This window comes from Pseudomonas sp. RC10, from assembly GCF_038397775.1.
Taxonomy (GTDB): Bacteria; Pseudomonadota; Gammaproteobacteria; order Pseudomonadales; family Pseudomonadaceae; genus Aquipseudomonas; species Aquipseudomonas bambusae.
In genome coordinates this window covers 1,632,681-1,646,228 of sequence record NZ_CP151650.1, presented here as the reverse complement: position 1 = coordinate 1,646,228, position 13,548 = coordinate 1,632,681, and the positions used below count along the sequence as shown (strand labels likewise).

13 protein-coding genes are annotated in these 13,548 nt (G+C 56.1%); 3 read left to right on the top strand and 10 right to left on the bottom strand.

Features of this window, described 5'->3' with window-relative positions; genetic code table 11:
- Positions 1–104 precede the first annotated feature (104 nt).
- Positions 105–2,273 (bottom strand): KAP family NTPase, encoded by a 2,169-nt coding sequence (locus AAEO81_RS07445; protein ID WP_341962598.1) that lies wholly within the window; start codon positions 2,271–2,273, stop codon positions 105–107.
- Between the two features lie 211 nt (positions 2,274–2,484).
- On the bottom strand, positions 2,485–2,781 hold the full coding sequence (locus AAEO81_RS07440; protein ID WP_341962596.1) for a hypothetical protein: 297 nt from the start codon (positions 2,779–2,781) through the stop codon (positions 2,485–2,487).
- Positions 2,782–3,084: 303 nt separating this feature from the next.
- Between AAEO81_RS07440 and AAEO81_RS07435 the strand changes: the two genes are divergently transcribed.
- The gene (locus AAEO81_RS07435) at positions 3,085–4,209 is read left to right on the top strand and encodes a hypothetical protein (protein ID WP_341962594.1); all 1,125 of its coding nucleotides are present in this window, start codon (positions 3,085–3,087) and stop codon (positions 4,207–4,209) included.
- 178 nt (positions 4,210–4,387) lie between these two features.
- Here AAEO81_RS07435 and AAEO81_RS07430 read toward each other — a convergent pair whose 3' ends face one another.
- From AAEO81_RS07430 to AAEO81_RS07395, 8 genes are all read right to left on the bottom strand, one after another.
- Positions 4,388–4,516, bottom strand: coding sequence for a hypothetical protein (locus AAEO81_RS07430; protein WP_341962592.1), 129 nt, complete (start codon positions 4,514–4,516; stop codon positions 4,388–4,390).
- 948 nt (positions 4,517–5,464) lie between these two features.
- Positions 5,465–6,286: an alpha/beta fold hydrolase gene (locus tag AAEO81_RS07425; RefSeq protein WP_341962590.1), complete on the bottom strand. Its 822-nt coding sequence runs from the start codon at positions 6,284–6,286 to the stop codon at positions 5,465–5,467.
- 40 nt (positions 6,287–6,326) lie between these two features.
- On the bottom strand, positions 6,327–6,863 hold the full coding sequence (locus AAEO81_RS07420) for a carboxymuconolactone decarboxylase family protein (protein ID WP_341962588.1): 537 nt from the start codon (positions 6,861–6,863) through the stop codon (positions 6,327–6,329).
- 148 nt (positions 6,864–7,011) lie between these two features.
- Entirely contained in the window at positions 7,012–7,623 is a 612-nt protein-coding gene (gene rclC / locus AAEO81_RS07415) for a reactive chlorine resistance membrane protein RclC (RefSeq protein WP_341962587.1), read from the bottom strand.
- A gap of 280 nt (positions 7,624–7,903) precedes the next feature.
- Positions 7,904–8,275, bottom strand: coding sequence for a response regulator (locus AAEO81_RS07410; RefSeq protein WP_341962585.1), 372 nt, complete (start codon positions 8,273–8,275; stop codon positions 7,904–7,906).
- 81 nt (positions 8,276–8,356) lie between these two features.
- A complete protein-coding gene (locus AAEO81_RS07405; RefSeq protein WP_341962583.1) occupies positions 8,357–8,878 on the bottom strand; it encodes an AraC family transcriptional regulator in 522 nt (173 codons plus the stop codon).
- A 115-nt stretch (positions 8,879–8,993) separates the two neighbouring features.
- Positions 8,994–9,653, bottom strand: a complete 660-nt coding sequence (locus tag AAEO81_RS07400; protein WP_341962581.1) for a response regulator — start codon at positions 9,651–9,653, stop codon at positions 8,994–8,996.
- 383 nt (positions 9,654–10,036) lie between these two features.
- Entirely contained in the window at positions 10,037–10,993 is a 957-nt protein-coding gene (locus AAEO81_RS07395; RefSeq protein WP_341964485.1) for a GlxA family transcriptional regulator, read from the bottom strand.
- 417 nt (positions 10,994–11,410) lie between these two features.
- On the opposite strand from AAEO81_RS07395, the gene AAEO81_RS07390 reads away from it, so the two are divergent.
- Entirely contained in the window at positions 11,411–12,265 is an 855-nt protein-coding gene (locus AAEO81_RS07390; RefSeq protein ID WP_341962580.1) for an alpha/beta hydrolase, read from the top strand.
- 171 nt (positions 12,266–12,436) lie between these two features.
- Positions 12,437–13,498: an alcohol dehydrogenase catalytic domain-containing protein gene (locus AAEO81_RS07385; protein ID WP_341962578.1), complete on the top strand. Its 1,062-nt coding sequence runs from the start codon at positions 12,437–12,439 to the stop codon at positions 13,496–13,498.
- Positions 13,499–13,548: the final 50 nt, after the last annotated feature.

The following is a 13,548-nucleotide window of genomic DNA, read 5'->3' as shown; positions in this document are numbered from 1 at the left end:
GATGGGGTCGGGCATTGCAATCGATTCCGTGGCAGAACACCCCGATGCCATCGCGCGGCGCAGACGCCTACTTGGCAACTCCGTCGCGCGCTATGGGTTCCGCCCTACTGGGCGTCATCATTCTTGAAAACTTCCGCCGCAAAATGTGGGTCTTTGCGCGATAGCACTGCATTAAGACGGTTGATGGCCTGAGCAATCCAGTCATCCTCGGGACGCTCACTTTTCGAGAACATACTCAGAAGTCTCTCAAGCAATTTTCCAGCATCAATCATCAAGTCGAGCGTCTGGTAGTCGCACAGAATTCCAGGAGGGGTTATCAATGCTGCGAACGTTGAGATTGCCTCAATAGATGATAGTTGGGAGGTGAGACACTGCCTCAGCTCAGAATCCCAGCGATCGCTGTTCAAAATGCAAAAAATCAGCTCTGTATCAGGGAGTCGGCGTAATGCCTTGCCTTCCAAAACAGCCGTTCGATACCTAGGCAGCTCCCTATCACGCAGGGAGATAGTTTCGTCAGCGCTGAAGATTTCACCTCCCTTTCCCTGCGGCCCGTACGGAACAAATCCGTGTGCAAAGAGATGCTTACGCAGGATCCAGGGAGTGATCAACAGGTCGCCGTCCCGGATGAGTGCATCGATAGTGATTTTTAGCCTGGCTGTCCCGTTGCCAGTGGTATGGGCCACGCGCCAGAGGATTGCAGCAGCGTCATCTACGAAGCCTCGTTCGACTTCGTTTTCGGTTATCCAGTCGTGATCACGAGTAAGAACTCGGGATAACCCCACCCAAAATGTCTCATCGCCGGTCTGTGTCATCACAGGTGCAAGGTCATTCAGGCAGTCTAGCAATGTCTCCAATCGTCCAGCCTGTTGCAAAGACTGGAGTTCGTTTATCAAATCTTCTGAGCTCAGCGACCAGATACGCTCTATATCCATCCGCGACAGTTGTCCTGGTGGGTTCCCAAGATACAAAAGCCGAGTCAAATTTCTGCGCTTGGCCAGCCTGTCACCATCGAATGTTTCAGCAGATCGCTGACTGCGCTCATCGAAGCGCGGAAAAATAGCGCGGAGCATGTCAAGGTGCGCATTTATGCCGTCTCCGAAGAGATCTGTAAGCGTTTCCGCTGCGCTGTCGTTCCCTGTCTTCCACTGCTGTCGCCTAATCAATTCTTGCGTGGAAGGGTCACTGACGAGTGCGTGAGTATGGTCTGAAATCTTCCTACGCATGCTCGGCGACTTGGTCACAATCCAGCAATAGGCGAGGACATCGTAAGGACAAATCTCGTCCGCTACAGCATCTTGTAGTACCGATAGTGCACCGATGACTCTCTTGACGTCACGTGGTGTTCGAATGGCACGTATCAGGTGATTGAGAATCTCTGTTTGATAGGGCAAGGCCGCAGGAGGAATGACCATATCGTGGCGATGCAGCGCCTGCTTCAGCAGGCTGGTGACATCCTCTTCGAGCAGAGGTCGGAGGGGGATAGGGTATTGAATGATCTTCTCGAGGTAGCTTTCTCCACTGATCTGTTTCTCACGCGTGGAGTTTCCCTTGCCCAATGCTTGGGCTACACGGTCTGGGTCATAGGCAACGAGATAGGATATACCCTTGATATCCCCTACTGCTTTTATCAACTGCGCAACGGCCCTGACCTCTTCATCTTCAACTCGGTCAAGCTCATCGATCAAAACCACGACAGCCACATGTGCTTTGGCGAGCTTGGATTCCAAGCTCTTACGCTCTTGGTCAGCCGACAGGGTTTGCGGCTTGATTAAAGTGGTCGTGAGCTTAAGGAGCCATTTTTTCCAGGCAGCGGTGGCCGCCCCACCAGCCCCTAGAGCGTCAGCGACCGCAGCAAGAGTGGCACCAGCATACTCAATAGAGGTTTTGTACCTTTCTAACTGCTTTTGCACACTTCGCAGACTCTCGCTGGGGCTCTTACCCAGCGCACCACGCAAGCAGTTGAAAAAAGCATCTACCAGCTCATCGCGGCCCTTGAATAGCCAAGGGTTAAACGTTGCCACTACCACATGCTCGTTTTTCTCAAGCTCGTAGGCCAGCAGATTTAGGACGCTAGATTTTCCTAGTCCCCATTCACCTGTCAGACCGACAACGAGGCCGGTAGATTTGCAGGATTTTATGGTGCCGGACGTGTCGCGTTCGACACTAACCAACGTGTTCACCAAGCTACCTACAAATGGCCCGCGCTCTAATGCGTCGAACTCTGGCTTGTCAATCGCGCGATCCTGCCGGGCTATGAGGTCGTTGCTGTCCATGCCAGCCAAACTCCAAATTTTCTGAGCGTACATTGTACAGCTGCAGCGCACATCACCACTGTCTAAACCACCGTGGATGGCAGGCAGGTGTGTCCGATAAACCAGTGCTTCACTGACGGCCACGCATTTGGCGAAATGCCCTCTAGACGCTTCCTAGAGAAATCCCGCACTCATTAATATATGGCTCACTTCTGCTTGTGGGTTGTACGACTCACGGGTGGTCGTCGCTAGCAAGCAATCCAAGGTCATCGACTCTCATATCCATGTTTTCACTCTCATCGAATAGGTGCTGGGTGCGTCTTTCTTGCTTGACGTACGCAAGGGTGCCAAAAAAGCAGCTTTCGCAAAGGTGTACCTCGTAGCGTTCCCCGTCATGTTTGGCACCGGGTCCCCAGTTCGCTTGAAGCGTACCGTACTGAAGACCGCACGGTGTCTGTGTTGAGAGTCCGCATATGTCGCACCGAACGTCTATGACGGATTCGATCTGCTTGTCACCGGTAATCTTCATTGCAACGCCTCGGGTGCTGTGCTTTTCGAAGAATACGCTTCTCGGAAAGATATGAGGTGACGTTGTATTGTCGGGCGTATTCACGGCAGATGAGCTCTCAGGAGGCCTCACTGTTAGCGCTGATGCCAAATTGACCCATATGCTGGAGCCAGGCTGACCCACCATCAGAGTCGCATAACGCCAGGACAGGTGATGGTTCAGGAAGTATCAGACTGGGTCTGGCCCTCCTCGGCAACTGGGTCAATTCAACACCGGCGCAAACAGTTCACGGTGACCGAGAGCGATTCCTAGACGGGTGTTCCAATGATTGAGAGGCAAGGTTCAAAATTACCGCAGGTGCTCCCTCCGGCATTCATATATGTCCCGCCGGTATCGTTGCTGGTCGAGGTCATTTATGGTGCGACCGCGTTGGAACGGGTTTATGAGGCGAATCCTCAGATGACCGCACGCTGGCCCAGCTACAAGCGCCTCAAAAAATGGTTTCTGGGCAAGGTGTTTCGAGCTCCCACCAGGCCATCTAGCTTGCAATCGCTGGATGAGATGGAAAGGGATATGCTGGCAGACGGGTTCATCGTGCCTGATGTCGTCTGGCAACCCCATTGCGAATGGACGTCGCTGCTTAAGCAAGGCCTGCTGAGAGATCACCGCGCAATTGCGACGTGGGCAGGACGACTGGAGCGCGACCTAGAACTGGCCGCCAGCTTTGTCCTTCTTCCGGATGCGGGTGATCGCATACAGGCGATTATCCAATGCTCACTGATTCATGAGTTAGGTGCTCCTGGCAGTTGGGAGCGTATGACGTCCAAGCAATGGACGGGTGATGAGGCAGCTCTGCTGAGCTGCTCGTTGCTTAAGCACAATCGCGTTGCTGACGCTTACAGCTGCTTTGTGCGGTTCCTGGCGTGGGTGGTTGTCGACGCAAGTCTTGAGCATTGGCAAAAAGTCGTAACGGCGGGCCAGCAAAACGAAGTGCTGCTGGAGGCACTCGTACCTCGATTTGATCCTGAAACCTGTGAATGGACTCGACCACTTGGAATTCAGGTCCGAGAGCTGGCAATACATGCGGGGTTCGATCACCGGAGGGCACCCAGTGTGTTTCTTGGTGAGCTCTGGTCAAGCGTGGCGGAGCAGGCTGAGGAAAAGGAACGGACCTTGCGCAAGTGGGAAGCCGAGAAGCCAGTACGGCCTAGAGACAGCAGCATTAACAGCTTGCTCGCCTGCATTGAGCCACAACTTCAGAAACATGGCGGTCTGTGGGCAGAAAGCAGTGCGCATCGCCGGCGCTTTCAATTCGCCTGGGCGATGATTGCCATATTGCGCGACATGCAGAGATTGGAGTTGCCGGATGAGCTTATCGATCAGGTTTTCAGTTGCTATGCGCTGGAGTATCGCATCGCCCGACGCGATCTCTGCAAGCCTCTAGCTTGATGGCAGGCGCGTTCGCGCCTGCCTCACACTTATCGCTTATGTTGCCGCTGATCTGCGATTTGCCTGCCGCGCTCCCCCTGATTCTTGTCCCAAATGATATTCGTGCCAGGCATACCTTTGTTGCCATTGCGAATATCTGCCTCGTGGTTACCGACCGGGCGTTTGTGTTCCTGCTCCATCAATCTTCCCCTTGGTTCGCGGCGTCGTCCCAATCATCTGGGCGTTCATCTTCGCCACGCGATTGCCAGTAGGCGTCGTTGTTCGGATTGAGCTGGTTTGAGTGGTTATCGTCGTCGTGTTTGCTCATTTTTACGTTCCTTTGAATGGCCGTCGCCCCTATGGCGACACCGGCAGAGTGCGTCAACCGAGGCGCGATGCCGAGGAATCAAAAAAGAAAAAACTCGTGCGCAAGAGCTTCCGATCCGCAGCCACATCAAGAAGTTGAAGGCTTGTCCAGCCGTTGCTCCCGTAGACCTTTTTCGAGGGTATGCGGTAGTAAAGAGCGAGCACTGAACTAGGTCTGTGCCCCGTTTAACTACTTATCTTTCGCGCTCACCTAGGCATTCGACAGGCCTTGTAGGCTGAGGTGATCCTATAGGCGCGGGAATGTGATAACCGAGGGCGCAGCGTGTGTTCGCGTCGGAGCAAGTTGGTGTCCTTCACAAAAAAGCTACACCAAAGGCTGTAACGGGTCGCAAGCACTAGTCTGTGAATGTCCGTTTTGGGCCGAATGCCTCCTCAGGTCTGCGTGTCTGTCTTGCGGATCGGCTTCAGAACGATAGCTTCGTCAGCAAGTTCGATGCTCAGTGAGTCACCGAGACGGACGCATAGGGCTGCCAGGACATCTGAAGTGAGTTCGATGACAGCGTCCTCGCTACCGTCGCGAGGGTCTTGGCATATCACTGTTGCGTGCAATGGATCGTTCATTCTGCGCAAGCTCCACTCCGCCCTAGAATGGGAGACCGGCAGCTTTCGGCCAGAAGCAGACACTGAGGAGGCCAAGGTTCAGCACGCTCGCATGTTTTTCGATGATTGAGCGCATTGACCTCAGTGCATGCAGAAGCACACCCCAGTGACTAGTCACGTCGCAGGGGATCTAAAGCTTTCGATTCGCGTGATGATATGCCGGAAAAAAACAGCTCCCGCGAATCCGTCCAAGTAGACGGAGGTGATCAACAGTCACGGGAGCTGGAAAAGAGCGAACGATTACTGCACGCTTGGGAAACGATCCCAAGGCAGAGGTTCTGGCGCAGGCTCAGCCCTGCATTTCGAGCATATGATCGGTCAGGTTCATGAATTCGACTGCACGCCCGATGACGTCAGTGTCGGCAAGGATGCGTCGATGGCCGAGCCCGTGGGTTTCAACCAGAGTCGAATGCACCCACGCCTTCTGCAGCGCCCGCGATTGCGCGACCGGCACGACCCGGTCATCGCGATCATGGATGATCAAGCCTGAATGTCCGAGCCCCATGCCTAGCGCGGGAAGATCGACAGACGCCAGCGTAGCTCCCATGAACGCCTCCACCCAGCGGTAGAAAGCGGCTGTTTGCCGATCGTCCAGACAGTGGGCACGTGCAATCCCCAGCACGACAGAAGTCATCGAACTGGGTCCGCAAACGTGAACGCTTCGCCGGGCCGACAACCCGTTGTTCAAGGCCCATAGCGCAGCAGTAGAGCCTGCGGAATGGCCGATAACCCCATGAACATCGCCCAAATGCTTCGCCAGTTTCAGGGCTGCCTTGCCCGCGTGAATCACGCTCGACACCTCTGCACCAGAGTGGCCGTGGCCCGGCGCATCGAACATGGCAACGGAGAACCCTGCGGCAACCAGTGGTTTTACAAACCCCATCAGGTGAGAACCCCGGCTGGACCAACCGTGCATCAGCAGGATGAGCGGCCCGCTGCCATACATCCAGAAAGCCAGGCGCTCCGCGTCGACGTCCAGCGACGCCTGCCATCCCTTATCCAGAAAGCTCACTTCACTCCACGAGGCAGAAACCCGCTCGGGTACGGCAAACGCTCGGCACGCTGCTTCAAGATCGGGGTCGGCGACGTTCAATTCGGCAAAAAGGTTCACGATGCAGCTCCTTTGGACGATGACAGCACCGGGTCACAGGTCACTGAGGCACAGGGAAATCGACCACCGTGTCGTTGATGCGGTTGAACACGTTGGTGAAGGTAATCACCGAGATCGCCAACCCGATGTGAACGATTTCTTCGCCGCTGTAGCCTGCGGCCTGCAGTACCTGGATGTCCTCTTCCGGCAACGTGCCGGGCTTGAGCGCGAGGCTGCGTACGAAGCTGACCAGAACATCACGCTTGGCGTCGCCGGTGGCGTTGCCCTGGCGAATCTGACGCAGGGTCTCCGGGCTCAGACCTGCCATCTTGCCGACCATGCTGTGGGCGGCGACACAGTAATCGCAACCTGCCAACTCGCTGATGGTCAGTTTCACGGTTTCCTGATCCGCTTTGCTCAGCGGACCACTTGCCAGAACCTTGTCTGCCGAGAGCATCGCCGTCAGCGCTTGTGGGGCTAACGTTCCCAAAGCAGCGTAAGCATTGGGAACTTTCCCCAGAGCCTGTTTGATACCGGCGTACACTTGAGCGGTAGCGCCGCTGGCCTGATCGGTCGCAATTGCAGTAAAACGTGCCATGGTTGGATTTCCTCGGTATGAAAGTTGATGCCCATAAACTTGTTTTGAAGTCGCAGATGGGCACATCGAACTCAAGGCCGCTTCGGTTTGAGTTGTGCACACCTGCAGTTCACATGTATCGCAGCCCGCTCTCCAGATGGTGTGACTGTCAGACTCCCTGCGCAGTAGTCAGAACAGACGTCGCTCTTTGCTCAAGTAACTGGCGTGCGGAGTCAGCAATCATGACCACGGCCCCAGCGAGCATCAGCACATCTTTTAGTACCAGTCTTCCGCCGCCCGACAAATAAGGAAACCCGAACTCGGCATCCCCCATACTTTGCACCCACGCCTCAGGCGTCGTTATGAGAAAAGATAACGTGACCAACGGGGTCAGGAATGCCAGTACCGACCCGACCATGCCAAGCCTGGAAGAAAAGAGGTAGGACAGCACCAGAAGACCAATGAGGATTTCAACCGTCCCCAGACCGTTGGAAAACGCATAGGTGTGATTGGCGGCCTGCCATTCACGCTTGGCCGGATCTAGCTGACCTTCATGGGTGAGGTGTTCCTTGTACTGGTCCGGGTGCGCATAGAACAGGGACATCACCGGATTGTTCGCCACGAACGGGGTGATGCTGTCAGCCTCATACGGCACAAACTTCAGTGCACCAATCCATAGAAATATGACGGCAACACCGATGCGAATCAGACGTATGCCAATGTTGTCCAAGCGACTGGCGCGTACCAGTAATCCATGCGCAACTGATGATGAGTGTTTCATGATTTTCTGCATCCGTTGATTAAATACGTTAAAGAGTAAAACGGATAAAAATGCTCGTTGTATCTGATCAGCTCAGATTTTTGTCCAATGCGCTCAAGTCTCTTGAACTGTCCCTGCTGCGCCTGAACGCCCTCCACATAAACCACTGATTGAGTGGATAAATGACTGATTGATAGCTTAGCCGCGCCCGACATTCCTTAACAACTATCCCAAGTAACAGATACCCTAAACCATCGTATGGTTATTCATTTGCCAACTCACACTCGAGCAATTACACGAGTCAGTCGATCGGCACGATGCTCTGAATGCAATCAATGAGAGTCTGGGCGTTATAAGGTTTGCCCAGAAAGCACAACGCACCTGCTGCCATCGCCCGCTTGCGCACCGACTCTTTGGGGTAGGCGGTGATAAAGATAACCGGGGTGGATCGGCCACTGCTGACCAAGATCCGCTGCAGTTCCAGACCGTCGATTCCTGGCATGTGTACATCGGATATCAAGCAATCGGTGCTGTCGAGATCGGGTGAGGCGAGAAACGCTTCGGCGCATGAAAACAGGCAAGGTTCATAACCCAGGGATCGCACCAGGCTGCTCAGGGCCATGCGGCATGACCTGTCATCATCGACGATCGAAATGCGGGTGACTTTATTCACTTTTATTGTCCTGGGCCCACGAAGACGAGCATTCAGATGCTGCGTACGCCTTTATATAGGTCTCCACAGAAAGGTGGACGCTCACTCGTTGGATGCATCACTGAAAACGCCGGGAATCTGCGCACAATGCTGCAGTTGCCAGCGCTTGGGGCTAGTTCCGGTGAACTGTCTGAAAACCCGGGTGAAGTAAGACTGATCCGAGAATCCACACTCCTGCGCGATGCAACAGATCGAGAGTTCTCGCGTGCGCAACAACGCCTGTGCCTTGCGGAACTGCTCACGTCGAAACCAGTCGTGGGGCGCGAGTCCCGTTGCGTTCTTGAACGCGCGGGAGAAATGGCTGCGGGAGATTGCACAGGCATTGGCCACCTGCTCTATTGAGCACCCGTGCGCCATGAGGCTGATCATCAACTCCTGGGCCTTCTTAACACGCCAAGGAGCCAGATTCTCAAGGTTACGTTTCGCGCGTCTTTGTTCGAACTCTTGCGCCGGCGAGACCGCGTTGCGGTAACCGCAAAAAGGCACGTTTCCCGACATCAGACTTGCAGAAGATCGGACAACCGGCGCCCGATCGATCGTTGACAAGCGTTGCTCCTGGGCCATGAGGTCACCTGATAAATACGCAATACCGCGCCTGAGACTTACCTGAAACGGCAGTCGCAAACGCAATGGAGTCGCCCCTCACGGGGGCGCATGAAGTACGCCTGATGCAGCGAAATCAGATCGGAACGGTGGCCTTCGACAGCTCAAGCTGAAGACCAGCCTTGACGACGTCAGCGATGCTGCGGGCGTGTAGCTTGCGCATCATGTTGGCTCGGTGCAGTTTTATCGTGATCTCGCTCACCTCTAACTGGCTAGCGATCTGCTTGTTGAGAAGCCCCTTCACCACGCCCTCCATGACCTGTTTTTCCCGGGGAGTCAGGCATTCGAAGCGCCTGTGCAAGGAATCAACCTCACGTTGCGCTTCAAGGAACTCGCTGTGGCTGGCCACGGCAACGGCAACGGCATCGATCAGATCCTGAGAGCGGAATGGCTTGGTGAGAAAGTCGGCGGCACCGGCCTTCATGGCACGCACAGACATTGGAATATCACCATGACCGGTCATAAAAATGATCGGCATACGGTTATCCGCCTCCGCCAATCGCTGTTGCAGATCGAATCCGCTGTAACCTTGCAACCTGACATCCAGAATGAGGCAACCCGCCTTGTGCGCGAGTGGATGCGCAAGCATGTCCTCGGGGCCGGAAAATGCTTTGGTGTTGTAACCGACTGAGCTCAACAAACTGGCGACCGAGCCGCTCAATACCGAATCGTCGTCAACAATAAAGACAATGGGTGCATTCGTCTGCGCAGTTCTGGATGAGGTTGAATGATACATATGGCCTCCCTTTGAACTTGGTTTTAGTTGACCGGACGCTTTGTTTACCGACATCAGTCATCGCAAGGCGGATCCGCGAAAGCTGCCTCAACGGACAGCACACTTCACATAACAATTGAAGACTACTCCGCGACCGCGGAGGCAATCATCGAGGCACAAACAAGATGTAAACACATCATCTTTTTCAAACGATTCGGTGACGCGCCGGAATGAACTTTGTACCTGCACAGCCAACGGGTCAATTCATACCTAAGGTTAGGTAGTGAACATTGTCAACGCAGCAGCACTGGTCGGTGCAGGGGAATATAAAGCGCACTAACGTGGATGTTTCAACCTGCATGGCGGGGTCAGTGCATCGGTGAAACGCCCGCAGCTGACCGGAATTACTCACCTGTCGGTGCTTCTCTGGCATCGCGCCGGAGCGATTGTGGGGATACCCCCAGCTTGCGGATAAACACCTCGCGCAGGTGGCGGCGGTCACGAAAACCCGTCTCTCTGGCGATGATCTCCAGCGAATGGTGACCGCGCTGAATCATGTTGCGCGCGGTTTCAAGGCGCAGCTGTTCCACCGCTTTGGCCGGAGACAGGCCTGTTTCGGAGAGAAAGACGCGTCTGAACTGCCGCTCGCTGAGGTGCACGATCTTCGCCAGGGCATCAGCGCTCAGATCGCCTGAAAGATTGGCCCGGGCATGCTCGAGGGCGGCCTGAACGCGATCCGACTTAGGCGCAATGTTGAGCATTTCCGAATGCTGGGACTGGCCGCCGGAGCGGCGGTGATACATGACCAGAACCCGTGCGACGCGGTTGGCAATCTCGTGCCCCAGGTCCTTTTCGACCATGCCCAGCACCAGATCCATTGCCGCCGAAAGGCCCGCCGAGGTCCAGATGGAGCCGTCATTGATGAAGATGCTGTCTGGCTCTACAAGGGTGTTCGGAAAGCGCTGCTTGAGCACGCCGGCATATGCCCAATGGGTGGTGACGCGTTTGCCTTCGAGCAACCCTGCCTCGGCGAGCACGAAAGCGCCTGTACACATCCCGCCCACGCGCTGAGCGCGGCCAGCTGCACTCTTGACGAAATTCAGTTCTTCGGCAGTGCTGTCTCGGGCCAGCGGATCGACTATCCCAGAGACCATCCAGGTGTCGGCCTGAGCTTCGGAAGTCGCTTTGAGCGTGTTCACCGAGGCCCCGATCGAGGAGGTGATCACCCCGCCGGTCAACGAATAATTGGTGACCTGATAGACCTGCTCCTTGGCCACCACGTTGGCAAATTCGAACACTGACTGGGTCCCCAGCGCCATGACCTGGAACCCTTCGGTGAGGAAGTAACCGATTCTGTGCATTTTCACTCCGTCCGGCGTCATGTCCGAAAACATGACCGTAAATGTCGTTTCAATTCCCGTCAACGCGATGCACGATGAGCCAACGACATAAAAACGGACACAGGTGACACGAAAAGAGGATTAAACAGGTCATCGGGGGATGATTGTTGTTGCATCCTACGCGTAACTAAGCGAACAGGCCAGCCTGTAAAAAATATTCGACCTACTCTTGTTAATCCCAGTGTAGCGACAACCTGTGCCCCAACTAAAAACACATCTACCAGCACTATTCATACACTTTGTGAAACGCACGAGAGTCCTATTCATCCTGCGCCGGTGATCGCTGTAATGGCAGTCCATTGATCACACCCATAGTTAGTTTCTTGAAGTGTTGATCACATCGGTCGTTTAACGTTCCATCACAACGAGCACACCGCAATGACTGAGCACTCCGTAAGTTTTAATGCATCGACCCACTACCTCGACGTGGGCGGTAGAACCCTGGCCTATCGCACTTTTGGACACGGCACCCCTTTGGTACTCTGCGTGCGGTTTCGTGGAACGATGGAGTCTTGGGATCCGGCGTTTCTGGACGGACTGGCACAGCAGGGTTTTCAAGTCACAGTCTTCGACTACAGCGGCCTGGGCCGATCGACCGGCGAGCGGACCTATAACCCTGCCTCGCTGGCCAAGGACACCATCGAGCTGATCACGGCTCTCAAGCTGGGCAAGGTGGTCCTGGGAGGCTGGTCGATCGGTGGAGTGGCAGCGCAGATTGTCCTCGCCCAGGCACCCCAGCTGGTCAGCCATCTGGTGCTGATCGCAACCACCCCTCCAGGTCTTCTGGCCAAACCTGGCGAACAGCTCTTCTACGAGTTGGCCAAGCGCGACAACACCTTTGAAGACTTTGTGAGCCTGTTCTTCGAGCCCGCCTCGTCCGCTAGCCGCGCCGCCGCTGAGCGCTCATGGAGTCGGCTGGCGTCCAGGCGAGAGGACCCGAGCCCGGAAGTCCCTTACGAGTGGGCGGGTGCACAACTGGGCGAAGGCCCCAAGAATCCGGTGTTCCCGGTGGAAGCCGTATTGCAAGTGTTGAAAAACACCGAGGTGCCCGTGCTGCATCTGGGCGCCGATCACGACATCGCCTTTCCTGTCGAGAACTGGTACGCCCTTAGCGATCAGCTGCCGACGCTGCACATCGTCACCTTCCCCGGTTCCGGCCACGGCCCGCAGCTGCAGTATCCCCGCACAGCCGCCAAGCACATCGCAGCGTTCGTCGAGGCTGACCACGACTGACATCCGATCGACCGGGCCTGCGTTCGATTCGCTGTAACGCTGGCCCACCCTGATTGATCGATAGCAACGGACTGCTCTTCTTCGCCAGAGCCGCGCCATAAACGTCGTGCTCAGAGCGAGCGGGACGGCGGCCGTGTGCTTGTTCAACACTTTTCACGACCAAGGTGATTTATGACAAAGCCTGCAACGTATCGCGCCGTCGTGGCGACCGCCCCCGGCAAACTGGAACTGGTGGAGCGCCCGATCACGGAGCCTGGCCCCGGCCAAGTACGAATCCAAGTGGAAGCCTGCGGCGTCTGCCACTCTGACAGCGCCACCGTGGAAGGCTTCGCAGGCGTCCCGTTCCCTCGCGTGCCGGGGCATGAAGTCGTTGGACGCATTGAAGCCATCGGTCCCGGTGTTCAGGGCTGGAGCCTGGGCCAGCGAGTGGGCGTGGGCTTTCTGGCGGGCGAGGACGGCACTTGCCCCTCGTGCCGCCAGGGTGATCCGGTCACCTGCCAGAACCCGGTGATCAGTGGCATGACCGTTGACGGTGGCTATGCCGAGATCATGATCGCCGAGGCGCGCGGACTGGTTCGTGTCCCCGAAGAGCTGGATGCCACCCTTGCCGCGCCCCTGCTCTGCGCAGGCCTGACCACGTTCAACGCCTTGCGCAACTCCGGTGCGCAAGCGGGTGACGTAGTGGCGATCCATGGTCTGGGCGGGCTGGGCCATCTGGGTGTGCAGTTCGCCCGCAAGATGGGTTTCCATACCGTGGTCATCGCCCGAGGCGCCAACAAGGCCGAAATGGCACTGTCCCTGGGGGCTCACCGCTACATCGACGCCACCGAAGAAAACGTTGCCGAGGTCTTACGCTCGCTGGGCGGAGCGAAAGTAGTGCTCGGGACTGCTCCAACCGCACAAGGCATGGCAGAGACAATTCCAGGCCTGTCGGCTCGGGGGCAATTGGTCGTGGTCGCCGTTCCCAACGAACCCCTTTCGGTGAACGCAACTGACCTGATCTTCGGCGCGCGCTCGGTCAGCGGCGCCCTCACCGGCACGGTGATTGACAACGAGCAGACCCTCGCTTTCGCCAACCTTCAGGGTATCCATCCACTGGTAGAGACGTTTCCCCTGGAACAGGCGAGCGAGGCCTACGACCGGATGATGCGGGCAGACGTTCGATTGCGTGCCGTTCTGGTCATGGGAGCGCAGCATCATTCCAGCGGCGGACCTGACCAAGCGCACCCATGACATCCTCGTCAACTTCCCCAAGCCTGACTGAATACGCAGTGAGGACGGCC

Coding starts and splice junctions, on each gene's coding strand:
- AAEO81_RS07445 (WP_341962598.1), bottom strand. CDS start 2,273: ATGGACAGCAACGACCTCATAGCCCGGCAGGATCGCGCGATTGACAAG.
- AAEO81_RS07440 (WP_341962596.1), bottom strand. CDS start 2,781: ATGAAGATTACCGGTGACAAGCAGATCGAATCCGTCATAGACGTTCGG.
- AAEO81_RS07435 (WP_341962594.1), top strand. CDS start 3,085: ATGATTGAGAGGCAAGGTTCAAAATTACCGCAGGTGCTCCCTCCGGCA.
- AAEO81_RS07430 (WP_341962592.1), bottom strand. CDS start 4,516: ATGAGCAAACACGACGACGATAACCACTCAAACCAGCTCAATCCGAAC.
- AAEO81_RS07420 (WP_341962588.1), bottom strand. CDS start 6,863: ATGGCACGTTTTACTGCAATTGCGACCGATCAGGCCAGCGGCGCTACC.
- rclC (WP_341962587.1), bottom strand. CDS start 7,623: ATGAAACACTCATCATCAGTTGCGCATGGATTACTGGTACGCGCCAGT.
- AAEO81_RS07405 (WP_341962583.1), bottom strand. CDS start 8,878: ATGGCCCAGGAGCAACGCTTGTCAACGATCGATCGGGCGCCGGTTGTC.
- AAEO81_RS07400 (WP_341962581.1), bottom strand. CDS start 9,653: ATGTATCATTCAACCTCATCCAGAACTGCGCAGACGAATGCACCCATT.
- AAEO81_RS07395 (WP_341964485.1), bottom strand. CDS start 10,993: ATGCACAGAATCGGTTACTTCCTCACCGAAGGGTTCCAGGTCATGGCG.
- AAEO81_RS07390 (WP_341962580.1), top strand. CDS start 11,411: ATGACTGAGCACTCCGTAAGTTTTAATGCATCGACCCACTACCTCGAC.
- AAEO81_RS07385 (WP_341962578.1), top strand. CDS start 12,437: ATGACAAAGCCTGCAACGTATCGCGCCGTCGTGGCGACCGCCCCCGGC.